This window comes from Rhizobium sp. SVR5-2C (assembly GCF_056755115.1).
Genome location: NZ_JBNDHT010000034.1, coordinates 1 through 22,101, shown reverse-complemented (window position 1 = coordinate 22,101; position 22,101 = coordinate 1). Strand labels below are relative to the sequence as shown.

Sequence of the window (22,101 nt, the reverse complement as noted above, 5' to 3'; positions counted from 1 at the left end):
AGCGAGTCGCACCGCTTGGTAGCCTGCAGATGTTTGTCCGGACTTGACCCGTGCCGTCGTTGCCCCTTACTAGCCGGGCTTATCGGGGCGATCCGTCGTTAATGCCAAGGCTACGAGGCGGTACATGGAAGGATGCTCAATTGACCCTACGGCACCAGATAATCGCACTTGCGATCATCCCGCTCGTGATCTCGATCCTGGCGATCACCGCCTTCATCACCTGGCAATCGGCCAATCTCGCCAAGAACAGCATCGATACGTTCGAGCAGTACATGCTGGAAGCCAAGGAAAGCGGAAATTCTCAACCTCACCAATCTCGCCGTGTCGGCCATCCAGACGACCTACCACGATGCCGCCCCCGACGATCAGGCCGCCAAGGATAAGGTGGCGGAAATTCTCGCCTCACTCGACTATGGCAAGGACGGCTACTTCTTCGTCTATGACTATGACGGCAACAACATCGTCCATCCGCGCCAGAGCTTTCGGCACGGGCGCAATTGGCTCGCCCTGACGGATCCAGACGGAGACAAAGTGATTGCCGAACTGATCGCAACGGCAAAAGCGGGGGGCGGACTGCACCAGTACAAATGGCAGAAGCCCTCGACCGGGCAGATCGCCGACAAACTGTCCTTCGTCGTTAGCCTCGACAAGTGGCATTGGGTCGTCGGGACGGGCGTCTATCTCGACGACGTCTTTGCGCAAAGTGCCGCCGCCAATGACGGCATGCGTTCCAACATTAAAGAGACGTTCGTGATCGTGGCGCTGATCGCGGTGCCGGCGGTGCTGGTCGTTTTCACCACCTGCATGCTTGTGACGTTCCATGAACGTCGTATCGCCGACGGTCGACTCAAGGAACTGACGCAACGGGTCATTGATACTCAGGAAGAGGAGCGCTCACGGCTGGCGCGCGAGCTGCATGACGGCGTTTCTCAGAACCTCTTGGGCGTCCGCTATGCCATGGATCTTGCTGGCCGCAAGGTCAGGACGAACGTCGATGATGCCGCCCTCACCATTGATCGCGGCGTCGAGGCGCTGAACGGCGCCATCAAGGAAATCAGGCGGCTTTCGCACGATCTCCGCCCCCGCGTGCTTGACGATCTCGGCCTTACCGCCGCACTCGAAGCCCTATGCCATCATTTCGCTGACCGCACAGGAATAGACACGAATATCGAGGCCGCTGGCTTTATCGACACGTTGAAGCCCGAGGCCAGCACTGCTCTCTATCGGGTCGCCCAGGAAGCCTTCAACAATGTCGAGCGGCATTCGGGAGCCAATCGGCTTACAGTCAAGCTCTGGAGCGACGCCGCGCGTGCGCGCATGATGATCTCTGACAATGGAACCGGATTCGATGGCAGCAAGAGCGTCGGGTTAGGAGCATCCGGTCTCGGTCTTCGCAACATGCAGGAGCGCATGGCCCATTTCCGTGGTCGATTGCTGATCAATACGAGCACGACCGGTACGACGCTGACGGCAATGATGCCGAAATCGGCCAATCTGTCCGCTCGTCAGAAGGCCCAAGCCGCATGAACCAACCGCCGAAAATCAAGGTGCTCTTGATCGACAACCATCCGCTCGTGCTGGACGGGCTGAAGGCGGTGCTCGAAACATTCGACCGTATCGAGGTCGTCGGCACGGCCGGGCTTGCGCAGTCGGGTCTTGATATCGGCAGGCAGGTCCAGCCTCAGGTGGTGCTGATGGACATCAACATGCCGAAGCTAAGCGGCATCGAAGCGATCGAGGTCTTTAGGAAAGAACTTCCGGAGGCACGAATCGTGATGCTCTCCATGCATGACAGCCGGGAGTATATCTCCTCTTCGGTGATGCGTGGTGCTGCCGGCTACGTCCTCAAGGACGTGTCGACGGACGAGATCGTCTCGGCCATCGAGACGGTGGCGGGCGGAGGAACCTATTTCTCATCGGGGGTCGTCGACGTGCTGATGGAGCGCGGCACGGAGGAGGATGGCGACCCGCTGACGCCGCGCGAAGGCGACATTCTGGGGCTGATCGGTGCCGGAAGTAGCAACCGGGAGATCGCCGAAACGCTCGGGATAAGCTCGGCCACGGCCGAAACGCACCGCAAGAACCTCAAGAAAAAGCTCGGCATCGCCACGACGGCTGGCCTGATCCGCTATGCGATCGACCGCGGTATTGCTAAAAAGATCGGGTAAAGCCCTCGCCTACCCAGTTCTGGGTAGGGCGGCGTATTTCGTCTCTTTCGACACCTTGTCGCACGAAAACCGGCGGCATAGGAGTTCCTCACGCCTCGCCAACGGGGCTGTTGGGAGGAGTTCCATGCATGATGCCTGCTTTCGATTCAGCGGAAAACCTGCTGCACTGAACCTGGCAAGGCCCCCGGTGGCCGCTGCCTGACGGAACTACCTTCCACGCCGACAACTGGAACCCGGTGGCCTTAATCATGGCGCCTGAAAGGTATCCCGACATGGAAAAACGACATAACAAGGCAGCGCTCTGGCTGCTCGTCATCCCCTATATAGGCCTGCTTTGGCCGCCCTTTTACAATGTTCTCGAGCCGTCTCTTTTCGGCTTCCCCTTCTTCTATTGGTACCAGCTCGCCTGGGTGCCGATTACCGCTTTCCTGACCTGGATCGCCTATCGGAGCACGCACCATGACGACTGAGATCAACGGCACGGCGCTTGCCGTCTTCATCTTTTTCTTCGCGCTCGTCACCGTCATGGGTTTCGTCGCAAGCCGCTGGCGCAAGCCCGAAACGCTCGCCCATATCGATGAGTGGGGCCTGGGCGGCCGCAGCTTCGGCACCTGGATCACCTGGTTCCTGGTCGGCGGCGATTTCTATACCGCCTATACGGTCATCGCCGTTCCGGCGCTGGTTTATACCGTCGGCGCCTATGGCTTCTTCGCTCTGCCATACACCATCATTGTCTATCCCTTTGTCTTCATGGTGATGCCTGTTCTCTGGAAACGGGCCAAGGACTTCGGTTATGTGACGGCTGGTGATGTCGTGCATGGCCAATACGGCTCGCGGGGTCTCGAACTCGCCGTGGCGGCAACCGGCGTCATCGCCACCATGCCCTACATCGCCCTCCAGCTTGTCGGCATGACAGCGGTCCTGAAGGCGCTCGGGCTGCACGGCGAACTGCCGCTGGCAATCGCCTTCATCGTGCTGGCGCTCTATACCTATTCCGCAGGGCTGCGCGCTCCGGCGCTCATCGCCTTCGTCAAGGACATCATGATCTATATCGTGGTGATTGCGGCTGTCGCGCTCATTCCCTCGAAGCTCGGCGGCTATGCCAATGTCTTCGCCTCGGCCGATGCCGCCTTCCAGGCGAAAGGCTCGGGCAGCCTGCTGCTTGCCGGCAATCAATACGTTGCCTACGCAACGCTGGCCCTGGGTTCGGCGCTCGCCGCCTTCATGTACCCGCACACGCTGACCGGCATCTTCGCGTCCAACAGCGGCAACACGATCCGCAAGAATGCGGTCCTGCTGCCAGCTTATACGCTGCTCCTCGGCCTGCTGGCGTTGCTTGGTTACATGGGTCATGCCGCGAACCTACAGCTCGAAAGCCCAAATGACGTCGTTCCAGCGCTTTTCAAAACGCTGTTTTCGAGCTGGTTTGCGGGCTTTGCCTTCGCAGCAATCGCAATCGGCGCGCTCGTTCCGGCTGCCGTGATGAGCATCGGCGCCGCCAACCTCTTCACGCGCAATTTCTGGAAGGCCTATGTCAATCCGGATGTCAGTGACGCCGGCGAAGCCAAGGTCGCGAAGGTCACGTCGCTCATCGTGAAGATCGGCGCCCTGCTCGTCATCCTATTCCTGCCGACGCAGTTCGCGCTCGACCTGCAATTGCTTGGCGGCATCTGGATCTTGCAGACGCTTCCGGCTCTGGTTTCCGGCCTGTACACCAACTGGTTCCGTGCACCGAGCCTCCTTGCCGGCTGGTTCGTCGGCTTGTTCGGCGGCACCTTCCTCGTCTGGGATGCCGGCTGGAAGCCGCTGCATGCCCTCAGTCTCGGCGGTGAGCCCTTCACCGTCTATACAGGCCTGCTTGCACTTGCTGCGAACGTTGCCGTTGCTGTTGTGGTTAACGTCATCGTGCCGGCAAGATCGACCGTCCGAGCATAAAGACTCTGCCGCGAGGGATCTGGAAACGGTCCTTCGCGGCTAGCGCGCCTTTTCTTGCGCGCATGACCTCCGGATTTCCCGCGCAATGCCTCCGAGCAGCGCCGAGACATGTGTTTCCGCTCGATTTTGGCTGAAGCACCCTGCCTACCTCATCAATATTGATGAGGCGAAGCAAACTACCTCCACCTTCCTCAAGGCTTCGCCAGACTGCACACTAGCGTTGCGGCTTCGGATTTGGCGTCCGGCGTTCGCGCAGCGTCGAAGGCATTGGACCGGCGTCCGTTTAAGGACGCTTTGCAGGCTGGACATGTACATGAAGTTATCGCACCGCGTCCCTTACGTGTTCTTTCACGCGACGTTTGTCATCAGTGCATTCGTCTTTCTTGCCGGAGCTGTCTCGCCGGTTCTCGCCGATGGCAGTCCCTTTGCTCCGCAAACGAAAATCCGTCTGACGATTGTCCAATGGATGCCGGCCAAGGGCCAATATGAACGATGGGATGCGCTGGGCGGCGACTACACGGTCTCGGATGAAGGCGCAGTCTTTTTGCCCCTTCTTGGCTCGCTTTCCGTCGGCAATCTGGATAACGCCGGCCTCACAAGCGAGATTGCCAAGCGCCTGCAGGAAAAGATCGGGTTGGTCCAAGCGCCCGCGGTCACTATCGAAATTCTCGAATACCCGCCAATTTATGTCGTCGGAGACGTAACCTCGCCTGGGGAATACAAGTTTCGGTCGGGACTTACCGTCCTGCAATCCCTGTCAATGAGTGGAGGGCCGATCCGCACGGCAAGTCAGCAGCAATCGCAGACGGTCAGGCTCGCAGGCGAATTGCGAGACATCGATCACTCGCTCCTACGTAGCGCCGCCAAAGTAGCGCGGCTCCAGGCGGAGATGGCTGGGGCGAAGGAAATAACTTTCGAGCAGCCGCTCGGCGCCGATCAGCAACTCGCTACCGGAATCTACAACCAGGAAAGGGTCATTTTTCAGGCTCGCGCGAATGCGCAGGACAGACAGTCAAAGGCGCTCACCGAGCTGCGCGATCTCTTGAATACGGAAATCGATACGCTGGAGGAGAAGCTCAAGGGCTCGGATGACAATCTCAAATCCGCCGAGGAACAGCTGACCAGCGTCAAAACTCTAGTCGAGCGAGGCCTCACGGTGGCGTCGCGCCAATTGGACCTGGAACGATTGCTCACGACTTACCGCTCCGACCGGCTCGACCTCGTCACGGCCATCATGCGGGGCCGTCAGGCAATCAGTGAGACAACGCGCAATCTCGAGGGACTTTATGACGGGCGGCGGAGCGAACTTGCTTCCGAATTGCAGTCGGAACAAGCAAATATTGATCAGCTTAAATTGAAGCGCGAAATGACGCAGAAGCTGCTCCTCGACGAACTCTCGACCGGCGACGGATCGAGAACCCGTGGTGAGGAACCGCTGCTTACCTTTACCGTGAGCCGGCGGGATAAGGGACAAATCAATCAGTTCCCTGCCTCAGAGACGACATCGCTCCTGCCTGGTGATGTCGTGAGAGTCGTCCAACCCCGCATTTCGGACGGATCGTCTCAGGCCGCTCCCGGCGTGCCTATCGAGGAGGGGACACATCCCAATCAGGCAAGCCAGTGAACCGCGAAGAGCATGTGTGGTCAGCAAGCTTCGTGCCGGGCGCGGGCGCAGTCGGCGGAAGCAAGATCAAGGTGGAAGCGACATGAAGGGAATAATACTGGCGGGGGGAAGCGGCACACGCCTTTATCCTCTGACGATCGCGGTTTCCAAGCAGATACTGCCTGTTTACGACAAGCCGATGCTCTACTATCCCTTGAGCGTGTTGATGCTTGCGGAGATCCGCGACATCCTGATCATCTCGACGCCCCGCGACCTGCCGTGCTTCCAGGAGCTTCTTGGCGATGGCTCGGATTTCGGCATCAATCTCTGCTACGCCGAACAGCCTCAGCCCAATGGTCTAGCCGAGGCATTCATCATCGGCCGCGAATTCGTCGGCAGCGGCAGCGTTGCGATGATCCTGGGCGACAATCTCTTCTTCGGTCATGGGTTGCCCGACCTCTGCCGGCAGGCGGTCGCTCGCCAACATGGAGCCACCGTATTCGCCTACCACGTCGATGATCCTGAGCGATATGGCGTCGTCAGCTTCGACCGGGTCACAGGCAAAGCGACGAGCATTGAAGAAAAGCCCGCAAGGCCCAAGTCGAACTGGGCAGTGACGGGTCTCTATTTCTACGACAATGACGTCGTCAACATCGCCGCTTCGATCAAGCCGTCCGAACGCGGCGAGCTTGAGATCACGGCTGTCAACAACGCCTATCTTGCACGCGATGAACTGCATGTATGCCAACTCGGGCGTGGTTATGCCTGGCTGGACACCGGCACCTATGACAGCTTGCACGACGCATCTTCCTTCGTGCGGACGGTTGAACGCCGTCAGGGCATCCAGATCGCTTGTCCGGAAGAAATCGCCCTTAGTATGGGTTGGCTTGGGCCTGACCAGGTTTTGAAACGCGCTTACCGCCTCGGCAAGACAGCATACGCCGCCTATCTCCGGAGCTGTGTTGAGGAACAGGGCTGGGATAGCGCGCCGGAGACCGTGCCCCACAGGATAAACGGCTAGGGGTAATCTGATGACTTTGCGCATCATCCCGCCCAGTGGTCAGACTTATACCCAGATCCTGAAGTCGACGATGCTGATGGGCGGCTCCTCGCTCGTGAACGTCGCCTTGAGCATCGTTCGCAACAAAGCCCTGGCGGTTCTGCTTGGACCGGAGGGCGTGGGGCTTATCGGCCTTTACGGGTCGATAGTCGACATCGCGCAAGCGATAGCTGGTCTGGGAGTGAGCGGTAGCGGGGTGCGCCAGATCGCCGAGGCCGCGGGCACCGGGGACGCAGAGAGGGTCGCGCAGTCGGCGACAGCGCTCAGGCGCATATCGGTGGTGCTCGGACTGTTAGGTGCGCTCTTTCTCGCGGCTGTCGCGTTTCCGGTCTCGAATTTCACTTTCGGCGACTATCAACACGCCAGCGGCATCGTGCTGCTCTCCCTGGCCGTATTTTTCCGAGTGGTGTCTGCCGGGCAGATTGCTTTGATCCAAGGCTTGCGGGGCATCGCAAATCTTGCCCGCATCAACGTGCTCGCAGGATTTTTTGGCACGGTGGTCAGCATCCCCCTGATCTACCTGTTCGGAGCGCAGGCGATCGCACCTTCTCTCGTGGCGATAGCGGTCGTCTCAATTCTTCCGACCTGGTGGTACAGCAGACAGATATCCACGCACTCATCACGAATGTCGGCTCGCCAGTTTGGCCGGGAGGCGACAGCTCTGCTCAGGCTCGGCGTCGTCTTTATGGCAAGCGGACTACTGACCTTCGGCTCGGCCTATGCGATCCGCATCATTGTGCTGCAGGAAGGAGGCATTGTCGCGGCGGGATTGTATCAAGCGGCCTGGGCGCTTGGCGGTCTCTACGCCGGCTTCATATTGCAGGCGATGGGTACAGACTTCTATCCGCGCTTGACCGCAACTGCAGGCAACGACGCCGAGTGCAACCGGCTGGTCAATGAGCAGGCGGAGGTTAGCATATTGCTGGCCGGCCCAGGCCTGCTCGCCACGTTGACCCTCGCGCCGCTCATGATGAGCTTGTTCTATTCCGCGGAGTTTCACGGTGCCGTGGATCTTCTGCGCTGGATCTGCCTTGGAATGATGCTCAGGATTGTCGCATGGCCGATGGGTTTCATCGTGTTGGCGAAGAGCGCACAGACTATTTTCTTCTGGACGGAGGTAGCGGCCACGCTGGTGCATGTGGGCTTGGCTTGGCTCTTCGTATCGAAGTTCGGTGCGCTGGGAGCCGGCATGGCGTTTTTTGGCCTCTATGTCTGGCATGGCATCCTGATTTACGTCATCGTGCACCGGCTGACCGGCTTCCGCTGGTCGACTGCCAATCTTAGGCACGCGCTGCTTTTCCTGCCGGCATCGGGATTGGTATTCTGCGCCTTTTGGGCCCTGCCGCTATGGCCGGCGACGGCGATTGGCTCGGTCGCGGTCGCTCTGAGCACACTCTATTCGCTGCGCATGTTGGTCAAACTGCTGCCGCCCGAGTCAATGCCCGCGGTCATCAGGGCATGGATCGCGAAATCGGCGTGATAGGCAACGCGCTTCAGCGCCGCCCTGCCTCGTATATACTGCATCGCCCAACCGCAACATTTCGCTCATGCAATCAGACTGCTTCGGCGTTAGCGGCTTCAGCAAAGCACCCGTGAAGTGCATCAACCACCCAAGCCATGTCGACCTCCGTCATCTGGACAAACAGCGGCAGGATGATCGTTCGCTGCTGCGCTGACACGCTTCGCATCAGGCTTGTGGCGGCGCGATGGAAGCCCTGGCCGGAATAGGCTTTCTCAAGATGAATGTTCATCACACCGCGCCGGGTCGAGATACCCTGATCGAGCAGCACTTGCATGACTGCCCGTTGATCGGCCGTGCTCGGCAATCTCACACAAAAGCTCTGCCAATTGCTGCGAGCCCAACTGGGCTCGACCGGTGGCGCTAGCCCCGCGATCGTGGGCAGGCGCTCGCTGTACCGCTCTGCAAGCTGCCGCCGCCGCTTGATCAGTTCTGGCAGCCGTCGAAGTTGCTCCCGTCCGACGGCGGCCTGCAGGTCGGTCATGCGGTAGTTGTAGCCCAGTTCATCATAGTCCTCGAAGATCACCTGTTTCGAGCCGTGGCGGACGGTATCGGTGACGCTCATGCCATGCTGACGCCACAGCCGGAATTTTCGATCATATTCGGGATTGGCCGTGGTCAACATGCCGCCATCACCGGTCGTGACAACCTTGCGGGGGTGGAAGGAGAAGCACGCAATGTCGGCGTGCGGTTTGCCAATCTTTTCCCAGCAGTCTTCCCAAAGGATTTCGCTTCCCGTCGCACAGGCCGCGTCCTCGATAACCGGTATCGAGTGGCGCTTTCCGATCTCCACAATGCGGCGAAGATCACAAGGCATGCCGAGCTGATGCACGCAAAGGATTGCCTTCGTGCGGGGCGTGATTGCGGTTTCAATCAGGCTGGGGTCGATGTTGTAGCCGTCCGCTTCGATGTCGATGAAGACCGGGACCGCATCGCAATATCTGACGGCGTTCGCCGTCGCGATGAACGAATGGCTAACCGTGATGACTTCATCGCCCGGGCAGATACCGACTGCCTTTAGAGCCAGATGAAGCGCGGTCGTGCAGTTGGAAACGGCGCAGGCGTGCGCGGCACCAACAAAGGCTGCAAATTCGTTCTCGAAAGCCGCGACTTCCGGTCCCTGCGTCACCCATCCTGACAGGATGACGCGGCGTACCGCCTCTGCCTCCTCCTCTCCGAGAACAGGCTTGGCGACCGGAATTGCAGGCAGCGACGGGCTCATGCAGCTTCGCCTCCGGCTGCAGCCGATTCCAGCCGCCACCACGCCACAAGATCACGCAGTCCTTCCTCTATCGGGATATCGGCCTTGAATCCCAGAAGCCGTTCGGCTTTGCTTGTGTCGGCGAGACGACGGGTCACGCCATTCACGGTCCGTGCCGGGTGATGTTGAGGTTCGAGTGAGGATCCCATGATCCCGCTCAAAATCTGCGCGAGTTCCAGGAGGCTTGTTTCCTTGCCGCTGGCGACATTGAACACCTCGTCCGTGACATCGCACGTCGCGGCCAAGACGTTTGCCCGGGCTATGTCGCGGACATGCACGAAGTCCATGGTCTGACTGCCGTCGCCATAGATGATCGGCGGCATTCCGGCCGCGAGCCGCTCCATCCAGCGGATCAGCACCTCTGTATAGGCGCCGTGCACGTCCATTCGCGGACCGTAGACGTTAAAATAGCGAAGCGCGACATAGCGAAGCCCGTACATCTCGGCAAAGCTGCGCAACAGTCCTTCATTGAACACTTTCGCCGCACCGTAGATCGTCCGGTTATTGTAGGGGTGATGCTCTTCGCTCGTGGGGAAGCTGTCGGCAAGCCCCAGCACGGAGGCAGAGGAGGCAGCGATCACCTTCGACACGCCTGCCTTAACGGCGGCTTCAAGAACATTGAACGTGCCTTCCGCCAGAACATCGAAGGCCAGCCGTGGCTCTTCGGCACACTGGGTAATTCGAATGGCCGCCTGATGAAAGACAATATCGACGCCCTCGAAGGCCTTCGCCAATAGCGCTCTGTCTCTGATATCTCCGTCGATGATCTTGAGAGGACCGGCGCTTATCGCCGTGCTGAGATTGTCCAGGCGTCCGCGCACGAAGTTGTCGAGGATGAGAATCTCGCGGGGTTTTTCCAATGCGACGAGATCAGCAATATGCGAACCGATCAAACCGGCTCCACCGGTAATGAGCACCCGTTTATTTCTCATGATCTCCCCCGCGCGACATATCCAGCATCGGATCGGCGTCCGTGCGCCAACGCATGAACTTCGCTGGCACACCCGCCACCACTGCGAATGGCTCGACGTCGGAGACCACGACGGCTCCTGCTCCAACGATCGCCCCCTTCCCGATGTGCACGCCGGGAAGAATTGTCGCATTCGTGCCAATGTCGGCCCATGCGCCAACATGCACCGGCTTGATTTCGAGATCCGTGCGAATGATTGGCTCATCCACCGGCATGGCGGTGTGGGTTGAGCCAAGCACCTTGGCGCCGGGCCCCCACCCTACAAACTCCTCGATCACCAGATCGCGAGCGTCGAAATACGCCATCGGGCCGATCCAGACATTGTCGCCGATCACACATCGGCCATCATAGCGTCCCTGGATATAGGCTTGAGCGCCGATGAACACCCCGTTGCCGATTTCGAACGTTTCCGGATGCTTGAAGCCGGCACCACTTGCGACCTGCAAAGCCGTACCGCAGCGTCTCGCGAGACTTTGCCAGATGGCCTTCCGCATCAGGGCGTCGACGAACCCTTCCCCTGTCGCGAAGCGGCCGTAGAGTTCGATCAGGCCAGCGCGCCCGTATGATTGCCTGAGTTCGTCGACCAACACGGCCTGGTAGGCGGGATCCGCCGGCCTTTCATTGCGGCCGTGGACCGCCTGCACCCGTCGAGCCTCGCCTGCGCGGTTAACCGACATAGGCATACTCCATTGCGGCGACCACTTCTTCAACCTGCCGCGCAGTCATCTCGGGATAGATCGGGAGCGAGAGAACTTCACGTGCCGCGGCTTCTGATATCGGAAAATCACCGATTTCGTAACCGAGGTCGGCATGAGCCTTCTGTAGATGAACCGGGATGGGATAGTGCAGGCCGGACTGAATGCCTTCCGCGGTGAGTGCCCGTTGAAGTCCATCGCGATCGCGGCTTCTTACGGCATAGACATGATAGACGTGACGGCGATCGGCCACCTCAACAGGCGTCTTTAAATGCGGCGATCCGGCAAGCAGCAACGAATAGCGGCGGGCATGGGCGCGACGCGCCTCGGTCCAGGCTTCAAGATGCCGGAGCTTGATACGCAGGATCGCGCCTTGAATGGCGTCCATGCGGTAGTTAAAGCCTTTGAGCAGATGGTGATAGCGCCGTTCCTGCCCCCAGTCGCGCAGCATCCGCATCGTCTGGGCCTGATCGTCGCTGTTCGTAATGATCATGCCTCCCTCGCCGCAGGCGCCGAGATTTTTGCCTGGGTAGAAGCTGAAGCAGCCGGATACGCCGACGCTGCCGGCACGTCGGTCTTTATATTCCGCCCCGTGGGCTTGGCAGGCGTCTTCGATGACGGGCACCCGGTAGCAGTCGGCTATCCCCTTGATCGCATCCATCTCGGCCATCTGGCCGTAGAGGTGGACAGGAACAATGCCCTTGGTACGGGGAGTTATCTTTGCCTCGACCTGGGCCGGATCCATTGTCAGGGTGACGGGTTCGACATCGACGAACACGGGTCGTGCGCCTGTGTAGCAAATCGCCGACACAGTTGCGACGAACGTGAATGGCACAGTGATCACCTCATCGCCGGGGCCAACGCCCGCCGCAAGAAGGGCCAGATGCAAGGCACTCGTTCCGGTGTTGACGGCGATCGCATGTCTGACGTCGCAGTAGTTTGCGAATTCCTCCTCGAGACGGGCGACCTCGTCGCCCAGTATGTATTGCCCGGAGGCAAGCACGCGGAGCACCGCAGCATCGATCTCGTCCTTGATTGACGCATATTGTGCTTTGAGGTCGAGGAATGGGATCATGCGATGAGCCTCGCCTCTTCGAGCTCGACGATACGACCGCGCTGCGCGAGCGATCGGCTTGCAGCTTCGAGGATGCGAACGACGCGCAGCCCGGCATGGCCGTCGGTGATCGGCCGCGCATTTTGCTCGATGCAATCGATGAACTGCTCGAGTTCGATTTTCAATGCCTCGGTCATATCAAGCCTGGGCGCGTACATGTCGCCACTGCGATAACCCACCAGCATCTGATGGACCTTCTCGCCGTATGTGTGAGAATTGCAGTTCATCGTGATGCCCTTGTCGTAGACCTTGATCTTTTCGCTGGGCTCTAGATCGTCATAAACGATCATCTTGTTACTACCGCCAATCAGCGTACGGCGTACCTTGACCGGCGCCAGCCAATTGACGTGGATGTGCGCAATGAGCTTGCTCTCAAAGAAAAGCGTCAGATACGCAATGTTCTCAGGCTCGCCGGTCACATGGCTCATCCCGATCGCCGAAACGGCCACCGGTTTCTCCGGCAGGACATAGTCCAAGATGGACAGGTCGTGGACGGCGAGGTCCCAAATGACGCTGACATCGTGCTGGAACAGCCCGAGATTGACCCGAACCGAGTCGTAGTAATACATGTCGCCCAGGCCGCTTTCGACGAGTTCGCACATCTTGCGAACGGCTCCTGTGTGGACGAACGTATGGTCCACGGCCAGCACGAGGCGGCGGCGCGCTGCTTCGTCGACCATCCGCGAGGCTTCCTCCGCTGTCGCGGCCATCGGCTTTTCGACGAAGACATGCTTTCCGGCCATCAATGCCTTCATGGCAAGCTTGAAATGGCTCGAAACCGGCGTCGCGATGGCGATGGCATCCACTCGCGGGTCGCGCAAGACCTCCTCGAAATCGTCGGTGGTTTTAATCGCGGGATAGCGGCTTTGAACGGCCGCCAGTCGCTCGCTATTGAGATCGCAGACACAAACGAGGTGAGCGCGGGCGGTTTCCGAGATGTTACGAACCAGATTCGGTCCCCAATACCCATACCCGACAACAGCAATGCCGATCATCGCATTCCCCCCGACGAGTGCATGTCAACTGGCTTGTCATTAACGCGGCCGATCATCCTGGCCGGAACGCCAGCGACAATGGCGCCATCAGGCACATCTTTTGTTACAACCGCCCCTGCGCCGACTTGCGCAGCCGCTCCGATGGTCACGCCAGGCAGAATGGTGGCGTTGCTGCCGATCGATGCATGGCGCTTGACCAGGGTCGGGATGACAATCCAGTCGGCCTCCGTCTGCAGACTGCCATCGGAGTTGACGGCGCGCGGGTATGTGTCGTTCGTAAACATGACCCCGTGACCTATGAAAACGCCGTCTTCCAGCGTCACGCCCTCACAGAGGAAGGAATGGCTGGAAATCTTGCAGTTCTTTCCGATCAGGACGTTTTTCTGAATCTCCACGAAAGTGCCGATGCGCGTTCCCGCACCGACCGCGCAGCCGTAAAGGTTCACGAGATCTGGATGGTGGATGACGGTGCCATCATCCAGCTTGACGTTTGATGCAATCATCCCGCCTAGACCCCTGCTCCCAACAGGCCCTGCTTCTCAACAAAACTCGGCAGTCGCATGATCCGCCCAAGTTTCATTTCGACAGAGCAAATATTTCTTTCTTTCACCAGAAGAATTGTTTTCGCGAATTGAGTAAAGAAGCAAAACGTTGAAGCTTATTCACCTAAAGGAGTACATACTTACAAAGGTTGGATGGCGGTATACGCCAAAACTCGTGGCCCCTATCCAAACTTGATGGTGGCTTTTGTCCGGCGCTCGCTCCAGACCTGGCGGCTGGGACGGGTATTGTTTCCACGGATTTTAGCGCTTGCGCCTTAGCTGCGTAGTATCTTTATCAACCCTACCGCGAATGGCTTAGTAGAATAACAGTCTTCATACAGAAATATCTTCTATTTACATCGTATTGGCGAGCTCATGTACGAATTTAACCTATATTAATTAGTGTATCATCCGGTGAACTATGGTAATTGGTTTGTACTTTAGCACATTCTAAACTCCCGTATCTGCAGAGGAGTTGAATGTTCGACCTTAGTTGGGGCGTAGGGAAACTATGTGGGGGAGGATGAGGCTGTGAGTTCAGCGATTGTACCAAATTTAAACCACAGGCAGGAAAATGTAGCTCCTCCCCTGAAAATTGAGCACGGCTCGACTGCACTGACCCGGACGCTCGTGGAAGGGTCAAGGCCCAAGCATTCGCTAGTAATTCTCGACAACCGTGCACTTGACCGGCAATGCCTTGCGCAATGCATGGCGGCCCACAAGGCTGATCTACTTATCCTGGCATTCGGGTCAATTGAGGAGTGGGAGCAAAAACGCGACGAGTACCCTCCGCTTTCAGCAATTCTCTTGAACGTCGGGGGCAAAAAGATCGACGAGCCTGCCGTCTCGGAGGAAATCAGGAGTCTTTCGTCGGAGTTCGGATCGATACCAATCATCGTATTGGCTGATAGCGACGACTACGCCCAGATCGTCAGGGCGCTCGAGTATGGTGCCAAAGGTTATATACCGACGTCGGTCAGCATTAGCGTCTGCATGGAGCTGATCGCGCTGTCAGTGGCAGGAGGGGTTTTTGTGCCTGCGAGCGCCCTATTTGCAATGCGTCACTTGCTCGAGTCAGGCAATTCGACGGCGCGCCCTTTGGCGGGGATATTCACCGATCGCCAAGCGGAAGTCGTCGAGGCGCTTCGCCGCGGAAAGGCAAACAAGATCATCGCCTATGAGCTCAATTTACGGGAAAGCACCGTTAAGGTGCATGTTCGCAACATCATGAAAAAGGTCAAGGCGACGAACAGAACGGAGGTCGTCTTCAAGATCAACGATCTCTTTCCCGATAGTCTCACAGGCGCGGGAACGAACAGGGTACCGTGCTGATCCGTCAGCCGACGACGTCTTCAATCACATCGCAAGCGCATTCCCGCTTTAACCTATCCCGGTGGCTGTAAAGGAAATTCAGCACTGGTCACGATCTGATGCTCCGGATTGCTCGATGGACGGGCACAGTTCGTCAGGTGCAACATAACGAGCGTCGTAAAGCGGGCATTCGCTTGCCAGGCTAGGCGCGCGTGCAATCGCCCGCGCCAACCGGCTCCTCAGATCATCCTGCTCCCTCCGTTCGGCCTGGTGTTCGCAGCCTCACGGATTGGAGGTCTTAGCGCACTTCTCCACCCATCCGGCAAAGACGATCAGCCCTTTGGCGCAGCGGGAGCTGCGCCAAAGGGCTTCGTGGTTAACCGTCATGATGGCACCTCAGCAATGCCGCCATAAGCAGGGAAACCTGTTTCACGACGGATAGCACGATCGAGTTCCCGCACACGAAGATATTGGCTCAAACGGCGCTCCGTAGCATCTCGTCGCGCGGACCTCTCTGAGGGACGCGTTAGGAGTACGACGGGTGGATAGGAGATTCACCCAAAGAACTAACGACCGGCGAATATGCGCTCCGGGCACCTACCATCGATGATCTATCATGTCATTCGCAATCGCCCGAAGATAACCATCCGGCACATCGCCGGTGGGGCATTCAAGTGGGGCGGTATTGTTGTGGGCGAGTTGGATCTACGTTTCTATTTTTGGATCCTGAAGCGAAGATTGCCTTACCTCACGGCATTCGTCGTCTTGGCGGTGGCAATCGCCGTCGCCTTTGCCCTCGCCCTCCCGCGGGCCTACGTCTCCACCGGCAGAATCCTGGTGGAATCCCCGCAGATTCCATCCGAACTCGCTCGTTCGACCGTTCCCACAAACGTCTTTGAACAGTTGAAGATCACTCAGCAGCAAATCACGACACGCGACGGTCTTGTTGAATTGGCGGACAAGCTCGGGATCTACGGCAACGAAAGGGCAATGCTCTCCGGAGAGGATATCGCCAAGGATATGCGCTCCCGCATATCGTTCGAACAGGTTCTGTGGGACGCGCCGCAGGGTGGCCCGGGAGCGACCGTATTCAGCGTGTCGTTCAAGGCGAACGAACCGGTGCTGGCGGCAAAGGTGGCCAATGAGCTCGTGGGAATGATCCTGCGCCGCAACCAGCGTCAACGCACTGATCGCGCTGGAGACACGTACCGGTTTTTCAACCAGGAAGTCATGAGGCTCGGCGCGGATTTAAACCGGCTTGAAGCCGACATTCTCAAGTTCAAGAACGAGAACAAGGATACGTTGCCAGACAGCCTTGATTTTCGCCGCACGCGCCAAATCAGCCAGCAGGAAAGGCTGGTGTCGCTGGAGCATGAGGAGGCCGATCTGCGCTCCAGGCGTGGCAATCTCGTCGCCACCTATGCCGCGACCGGTCAGATTGCGAGTGCCGATCCCTTAACGCCGGAGCAGCAAACTCTGATGGACATGAACCGCGCCTTGGCGGAACAATTGACCACCTTTTCACCCTCGAGCCCCAACATCGTGGCTCTGCGGACCCGAATTGCGTCGCTGGAAGATGGCTTGAAGGTGACAGACCCAGCGAAAGCAGACGGCACGAAGGACAAGAGGAACATTTCCGCACTTGACGTTCAATTGTCGGATATTGATGAACGGCTTCAGCTCATAGCGCGCGAAAAATCGGCGATTACGCGGAACATCGCCGAGCTCACCCGCTCCATTACACTGACACCGGAAAGCGAGACGGTGCTCAATTCCTTGGAGCGGAACCAGTTAAATCTGCAGACGCAATATAACGCAGCGATTGCGCGGCGGGCAGAGGCGTTGATCGGCGAGCAAATCGAGATGCGTTCGGATGGCGGACGCTTCTCGCTGCTCGAGCCCGCAATACCGCCCGAATCCGCGGTAAGCCCGCAGCGCCGGCTGATTGTCGCCATCGGCGCAGTCGCAGGCGTTGGATTAGGTCTTGGCTTAATAGTGCTGCTTGAGCTGCTGAACCGGACGATCCGTCGACCGTCCGAGCTGGCTCAAATGCTTGAATACCAGCCGCTAGCCACTATTCCGCACATCCTTGCGCCGAGCGACGTCGTTGCTGCAAACAAAAGTCGGGGTCTAGCCGTGCTACTGTTCAGCAGCGCCATCCCCATCTCCCTGATGGTCATTCACTATTATTTCCGGCCGCTTGGGCCTGCATTTCAGGCGCTTTTCTCAAGACTGACAGCGAGTTGGTGAGCTAACATGACCCCTGTGAAACCTCCCCTAGGCATTCTCATGAAGATGCAGGAAGTCAATATGGAGAAATCCCAAATACCGCTGCAAGAGCCGACGCCCTTGCGCGCGGGCGAGCGGCTAACGGATCAGACAATTGTTCCAGGTCCCCGGACTGGAGGTGACTTGCTTTGGGCCGGCCTTTTGCCGTTGCATATGGATTCCGAAGTGCTCGCCAATAATCGCATCGTCACCATAACCGGCTCCGACCTGGCACAGGCGGCGTTCGGCATGATGCGCACAAGGCTGCTGCAAACCATGCGGGAGAACAACTGGGCCTCCGTTGCCATTACGTCTCCGACTCCTTCTTGCGGCAAGACCTTCGTTGCGGCCAACCTGGCATTCGCTCTCGCAAACCAACAGGATTGCCGCACCGTGCTCGTCGACCTGGATCTGAGGCAACCGGGTATCGGCAACGTCCTCGGCATGGATGACTTGCCCTCAATGGAACTATACCTGAAGGGGCAGAGCGAGATCCGCGATGTTTTTCGGCGTTACGGTGACAATTTGGCAATTGGAGCCAATAGCCAATCTGTTGCCTTGCCAGCGGAGCTGCTGCAGAGCCGGGACACAACACGTGTGTTGCGGGAAATGCGACAGAGGATGAGCCCAGACATCATCCTGTTCGATCTGCCGCCAATGCAACCCAACGATGACGTGCTGGCATTCTTGCCGAATGTTGATTGCGCAGTTCTAGTCGCGGCCGCCGAACACAGCACGCTGCGCGAGGTTGACACCTGCGAGCATAACCTTTCCGAAAAAACCAATGTCCTTGGTGTGGTGTTGAACAAGTGCCGATATGGCAGTGAAAGCAGCTGCTGACCGGACGAAGCTGATCGAGGCTTGGCGCCGAATTTTCCTACGAAAACTGACTGAGGGGGAGACATGGTCACGTTGCCGAGACAGATTGAACAGCATAAGCGACTGGCGGACGCCACGGAACCAGCGCGACCACTCGCCGTGGTGATTGTGACCTACAACAGCTCGTCTGTCCTGCCAGGGTTGCTGGATTCGTTGCCTGCGGGTCTCGAGGGTGTTGAACACTACGAAGTGGTCATCATCGACAACGATTCGAGGGATCGATCCGTCGACATCGCGCTTGCTCATCCGATCGGCGCCCGCGTCATTAGGAACGGACGAAACGCCGGCTATGCCGCAGGGATCAATGCCGCGGTCGCAACAATTGAACCTGACAGGAATATCCTGGTCCTTAATCCCGACATTCGTCTTTATCCTGGTGCGGCACGAATACTGAATGATCGGCTGCGTGACTCGCGGGTCGGGGTCGCAGTCCCTCAGGTCCTTGATGAGGACGGCAGCGTCAGTCGCTCGCTCAGGCGCGAGCCGTCCCTTGTAACCGTTTGGTCGGATGCGCTCGTTGGATCGAAACTCGCCGCCTGGTTCGGCCTCAGCGAGGTCGTCGCAGATCCGTCCTTGTACGATCAAGGCGGCACGGTCGAATGGGCGGTTGGCGCGATCCTGGCCATTGCTGCACGGGCGCGGCAAGCGGTTGGTGATTGGGACGAGTCCTTCTTTCTTTACAGCGAGGAAGTCGATTACCAGGAAAGAGTACGCCGGTGCGGCCTTTCCATTGTCTATGATACAGGCGCGCGAGCAATCCATATCGGCGGCAAAACTGAGGATAACCTCATGCTATGCGCCATGATGGCGTCTAACCGCATCCGCTACTACCGTCAGCGTCATGGCTACTTGTCCACGATGCTTTTTCGTCTCGGTGTTATTACCGGCGAGAGCATGCGCGTACCACTGCGCCGAAGACACCGGGCTGCCTTGCGCGGGGCATTGACCGCCTAGTCGCGAGGCGAAGAGGTTGGTTCCCTACAAAGGCCGCTTGCCGAAGTGATTTTAAAACGCAAACGGTCCTGTGTGGGGGCTTCATCTTTCGTGCGCAAGGCGGCGTCTTCTTGCTATTTCTCCCAGGACGATGCGCCCAAATGGCACGACTGCAAAAACATAGCGGCGCCACAGCCTTCGCGGATCCGATGCGATCCGATGCAACCATTCCAATCCGGACCGGCGCATCCAGGCGGGGGCCCGTTTCTTCATTCCGGTAAGAAATTCCAAAGCAGCGCCGACGCAGAACCCGACTCCCCGAGCGTCCGGATGCGTCAAGAGTTCGTGCGCAATCTTTTCCGACTGCGGCGAACCAATTGCTATAAAAATGAAGCGAGCTCGCTCACGTGTGGCAAAGTCTACACAGGACTGCAAGGCTGCGGCGTTGGTCCATACCGCCTGCGGCGGTACGAAAGCTCGAAAGCGTACGCTTGGATAGGCGAGTTCCAGATTGCGGACAATTCGATCATTCGCTGCGATCAGCGTAATGCTATCCCCGTTGTTGATGACGGACTTGAAAAGGGTCGCGGTCAGGTCGGAACCAGTTACGAGAGGCAAGTCTAGAGACAAGGCTCTCGCCAACCGTGCGATCGGCTGGCTGTCGCAAAGGGATAACCAGGCGCGATCGTAGTATTCGGCGAGCACCGCGTTTTCATTCAATCTTACTACGTGGTCGACATTCGGCGTGACGATATAGCGAAATCGCGAACCCGGCCCGCAGTCACTCACAAGATTAACGACTGCATTCGGAACAATGCAGTCGAAAGGAGCGCCAAGAAAATAATGCCGGCGCCTGGCATAAAACCCGTCCTCTCGCGGCAGCTTGTCTAGACCGGTCATCGCCTCTCCCCTCACCCTCGGTCGGCAGCGATACGCAAGTACAGACGCCAGCGTTTTCCAGACTTATATTGGTGTTTTGTTTTAGTTATGCTTGAAGTTAATCATCTTAAGTAGTTGTTATACAATATATTATTGGTCTAAATTAGAACATCACTTTGACGTACAGCGAGATATAGCCTCGAACGTCAGGCGATAGGCCCAAATGCGTATTGCTATAAACTTGAGAGGAGATTCGATGTTCTGTATTTGTATTTTGACGGAACGTGAGAATTTCTCGTCAGTCATGCAAGGAGAACATCGCGTGTGGAATGCGATCTTGAGCTCTACAGCCTTCGCCGCAACCGCTGTCCTATCGATACCGAGCACTCTTTATGCGCTGGAATGTCTCGTCGCCAGCCTGGGGTGGCGAACGAGGCCGGTCGTGGAGATGGACCGAAAGCATCGTCCTTCGATTGCCGTCCTAGTCCCGGCTCACAACGAAGAAAGCGGCATCGCCGCGACCCTCGCCAGTATTTCCAGCCAGCTGTCTACCCAAGACCGGCTGGTCGTCGTAGCCGATAACTGCACCGACCAGACGGCACAGCTTGCTAAGGCCGCGGGCGTAGAGGTCCTCGAACGTTTTGACCGCGACCTTCGCGGTAAGGGATTTGCGCTCGATGCCGGCATACGCCATTTGGAGAAGGCTCCACCAGAAATCGTCGTAATGATCGACGCGGATTGTCACCTTGGTGCGAATGCGCTCGAAAGACTTACTGCGGCCGTTGTTGCAAGCGGCAAGCCAGTTCAATCGCGCAACCTGATGACCGCCCCTGCCGGAGCGGCAATCAATCATGCGGTGGCGGAATTCGCGTTTCTCGTTAAGAACCACGTGAGGCCCCTCGGCCTCGCGCACCTTGGCCTGCCATGCCAGGTCACCGGGACCGGGACTGCAATTCCGTGGCGCCTTTTAGCCGGTGCACACGTAGCTAATTCAAACCGTGTCGAAGACATGAAGCTCGGACTGGATCTCTCGCGCGGTGGACACGCGCCACGGTTTTGCGAGCACGCGCAGGTTACGAGCCAGTTCCCCTGCTCCGAAGAAGGAGCCGGCTCCCAGCGCCGCCGTTGGGAGGGAGGTCACCTCGGAATGATCCGAACAGAAATGCGCTCTTTGCTTGAGCCTCGGACGTTCCTGAACCTGGACTGCCTAGCGCTAACATTGGACCTAATGGTGCCACCACTGACGCTGCTTCTGTTTCTGCTGTTATCAGCGCTGCTGTTCACAGGTGTTCTTGCGGCGGCCGGCCTATCGATTTTGCCCCTGGCGATTGCGGCGACAAGTCTGGCTCTGGTGTTTGTCGCAACGTTTGCGGCTTGGCTGGCCTATGGACAAAAAGCGCTGCCTGCGCGTGCCATAGGCGCAATTCCGCTCTACGTGGCATGGAAGTTGAAGCTCTACCCGCGCACCTTGTTTGGCAGCGCCAGGGAAGGCTGGATCAGAACTGCCCGCGAAAAACCACGTGCGCCGGAAATTTGAATGCAATCAATGGCTCCTGGCGCGCAACGAGATCTCAGGATGGAGTAGAGACAAATGATCCCTGCGGCAATCCCTTCCACACCGAGTTGGCGAGAGAGGTCCGTCGCGGCTATAGCCCGACGCTATCCCCTGAAATCCGGGGGACCAACAATTGCAAACTCAAACATAATCAAATTTCTTTCGGGCAATCGAACGGTCAACCTCTGGGCTGAGGTCAAGGGTGGCAAGGCTCTCGTGCCGGTCAACGACCTGGTCGGTCGCACCATGTACTTTGTCGGCGATCTCGACCCGAAAATCTCTTGGATAGTCGATCGTTTTGTGCGCCCGGGAGATGTCGTATTGGACATAGGCGCCAATCTAGGACTGGTCAGCCTGCATTTAGCTGCTCGCGTCGGAGGTGAGGGTAGGGTGCATGCCTTCGAGCCCAATCCG

The 22,101-nt window shown here is 58.2% G+C and carries 18 protein-coding genes and 2 pseudogenes; 13 read left to right on the top strand and 7 right to left on the bottom strand.

The window, feature by feature from the left end:
• Positions 1-140 precede the first annotated feature (140 nt).
• The 7 genes and pseudogenes from mctS to ACPYOI_RS12375 all read left to right on the top strand — a co-directional run bounded on the left by mctS (position 141) and on the right by ACPYOI_RS12375 (position 8,246).
• Positions 141-1,527 (top strand): annotated as a pseudogene (gene mctS, locus ACPYOI_RS12405) (two-component system sensor histidine kinase MctS).
• Positions 1,524-2,168, top strand: a complete 645-nt coding sequence (gene mctR, locus ACPYOI_RS12400) for a two-component system response regulator MctR (protein WP_481415450.1) — start codon at positions 1,524-1,526, stop codon at positions 2,166-2,168. Before mctS ends, mctR begins: the two are co-directional and overlap by 4 nt.
• 272 nt (positions 2,169-2,440) lie before the next feature.
• The gene (locus tag ACPYOI_RS12395; protein WP_481415451.1) at positions 2,441-2,638 is read left to right on the top strand and encodes a DUF3311 domain-containing protein; all 198 of its coding nucleotides are present in this window, start codon (positions 2,441-2,443) and stop codon (positions 2,636-2,638) included.
• Complete coding sequence (gene mctP, locus ACPYOI_RS12390) at positions 2,628-4,103, top strand: monocarboxylate uptake permease MctP (RefSeq protein ID WP_481415452.1); 1,476 nt, start codon at positions 2,628-2,630, stop codon at positions 4,101-4,103. The genes ACPYOI_RS12395 and mctP overlap by 11 nt, the downstream gene beginning before the upstream one ends.
• Positions 4,104-4,416: 313 nt before the next feature.
• Positions 4,417-5,727 carry a polysaccharide biosynthesis/export family protein gene (locus ACPYOI_RS12385; RefSeq protein WP_481422906.1) on the top strand — a complete coding sequence of 437 codons (1,311 nt, stop codon included), beginning with the start codon at positions 4,417-4,419 and terminating at the stop codon, positions 5,725-5,727.
• Between the two features lie 82 nt (positions 5,728-5,809).
• A complete protein-coding gene (rfbA, locus tag ACPYOI_RS12380) occupies positions 5,810-6,727 on the top strand; it encodes a glucose-1-phosphate thymidylyltransferase RfbA (RefSeq protein WP_481415454.1) in 918 nt (305 codons plus the stop codon).
• Between the two features lie 10 nt (positions 6,728-6,737).
• Complete coding sequence (locus ACPYOI_RS12375; RefSeq protein WP_481415455.1) at positions 6,738-8,246, top strand: O-antigen translocase; 1,509 nt, start codon at positions 6,738-6,740, stop codon at positions 8,244-8,246.
• Between the two features lie 73 nt (positions 8,247-8,319).
• Here the strand turns inward: ACPYOI_RS12375 and ACPYOI_RS12370 are convergent, their stop codons facing one another.
• From ACPYOI_RS12370 to ACPYOI_RS12345, 6 genes are read right to left on the bottom strand one after another with little or no spacing between them, the layout of a single operon-like run.
• Complete coding sequence (locus tag ACPYOI_RS12370; protein WP_481415456.1) at positions 8,320-9,507, bottom strand: DegT/DnrJ/EryC1/StrS family aminotransferase; 1,188 nt, start codon at positions 9,505-9,507, stop codon at positions 8,320-8,322.
• Positions 9,504-10,478 carry an NAD-dependent epimerase/dehydratase family protein gene (locus tag ACPYOI_RS12365; RefSeq protein ID WP_481415457.1) on the bottom strand — a complete coding sequence of 325 codons (975 nt, stop codon included), beginning with the start codon at positions 10,476-10,478 and terminating at the stop codon, positions 9,504-9,506. The genes ACPYOI_RS12370 and ACPYOI_RS12365 overlap by 4 nt, the downstream gene beginning before the upstream one ends.
• On the bottom strand, positions 10,468-11,193 hold the full coding sequence (locus ACPYOI_RS12360; RefSeq protein WP_481415458.1) for an acyltransferase: 726 nt from the start codon (positions 11,191-11,193) through the stop codon (positions 10,468-10,470). Before ACPYOI_RS12360 ends, ACPYOI_RS12365 begins: the two co-directional genes overlap by 11 nt.
• The gene (locus ACPYOI_RS12355) at positions 11,183-12,286 is read right to left on the bottom strand and encodes a DegT/DnrJ/EryC1/StrS family aminotransferase (protein ID WP_481415459.1); all 1,104 of its coding nucleotides are present in this window, start codon (positions 12,284-12,286) and stop codon (positions 11,183-11,185) included. The genes ACPYOI_RS12360 and ACPYOI_RS12355 overlap by 11 nt, the downstream gene beginning before the upstream one ends.
• Complete coding sequence (locus tag ACPYOI_RS12350) at positions 12,283-13,320, bottom strand: Gfo/Idh/MocA family protein (RefSeq protein WP_481415460.1); 1,038 nt, start codon at positions 13,318-13,320, stop codon at positions 12,283-12,285. Before ACPYOI_RS12350 ends, ACPYOI_RS12355 begins: the two co-directional genes overlap by 4 nt.
• On the bottom strand, positions 13,317-13,823 hold the full coding sequence (locus ACPYOI_RS12345; protein ID WP_481415461.1) for an acyltransferase: 507 nt from the start codon (positions 13,821-13,823) through the stop codon (positions 13,317-13,319). The genes ACPYOI_RS12350 and ACPYOI_RS12345 overlap by 4 nt, the downstream gene beginning before the upstream one ends.
• A 570-nt stretch (positions 13,824-14,393) precedes the next feature.
• Here ACPYOI_RS12345 and ACPYOI_RS12340 point away from each other — a divergent pair.
• The 4 genes from ACPYOI_RS12340 to ACPYOI_RS12325 all read left to right on the top strand — a co-directional run bounded on the left by ACPYOI_RS12340 (position 14,394) and on the right by ACPYOI_RS12325 (position 19,274).
• Positions 14,394-15,194, top strand: a complete 801-nt coding sequence (locus ACPYOI_RS12340; protein WP_481415462.1) for a LuxR C-terminal-related transcriptional regulator — start codon at positions 14,394-14,396, stop codon at positions 15,192-15,194.
• A gap of 585 nt (positions 15,195-15,779) precedes the next feature.
• Complete coding sequence (locus tag ACPYOI_RS12335; protein WP_481422905.1) at positions 15,780-17,423, top strand: GumC family protein; 1,644 nt, start codon at positions 15,780-15,782, stop codon at positions 17,421-17,423.
• 39 nt (positions 17,424-17,462) lie between these two features.
• Complete coding sequence (locus tag ACPYOI_RS12330) at positions 17,463-18,281, top strand: CpsD/CapB family tyrosine-protein kinase (protein ID WP_481415464.1); 819 nt, start codon at positions 17,463-17,465, stop codon at positions 18,279-18,281.
• A gap of 63 nt (positions 18,282-18,344) precedes the next feature.
• Complete coding sequence (locus ACPYOI_RS12325) at positions 18,345-19,274, top strand: glycosyltransferase family 2 protein (protein WP_481422904.1); 930 nt, start codon at positions 18,345-18,347, stop codon at positions 19,272-19,274.
• An 81-nt stretch (positions 19,275-19,355) separates the two neighbouring features.
• Here the strand turns inward: ACPYOI_RS12325 and ACPYOI_RS12320 are convergent, their stop codons facing one another.
• Complete coding sequence (locus ACPYOI_RS12320; RefSeq protein WP_481415466.1) at positions 19,356-20,153, bottom strand: WecB/TagA/CpsF family glycosyltransferase; 798 nt, start codon at positions 20,151-20,153, stop codon at positions 19,356-19,358.
• Positions 20,154-20,355: 202 nt separating this feature from the next.
• Between ACPYOI_RS12320 and ACPYOI_RS12315 the strand changes: the two genes are divergently transcribed.
• Positions 20,356-21,669 (top strand): glycosyltransferase family 2 protein, encoded by a 1,314-nt coding sequence (locus ACPYOI_RS12315; protein ID WP_481422903.1) that lies wholly within the window; start codon positions 20,356-20,358, stop codon positions 21,667-21,669.
• 54 nt (positions 21,670-21,723) lie between these two features.
• Positions 21,724-22,101, top strand: a pseudogene (locus ACPYOI_RS12310) (hypothetical protein); the annotation flags it as partial.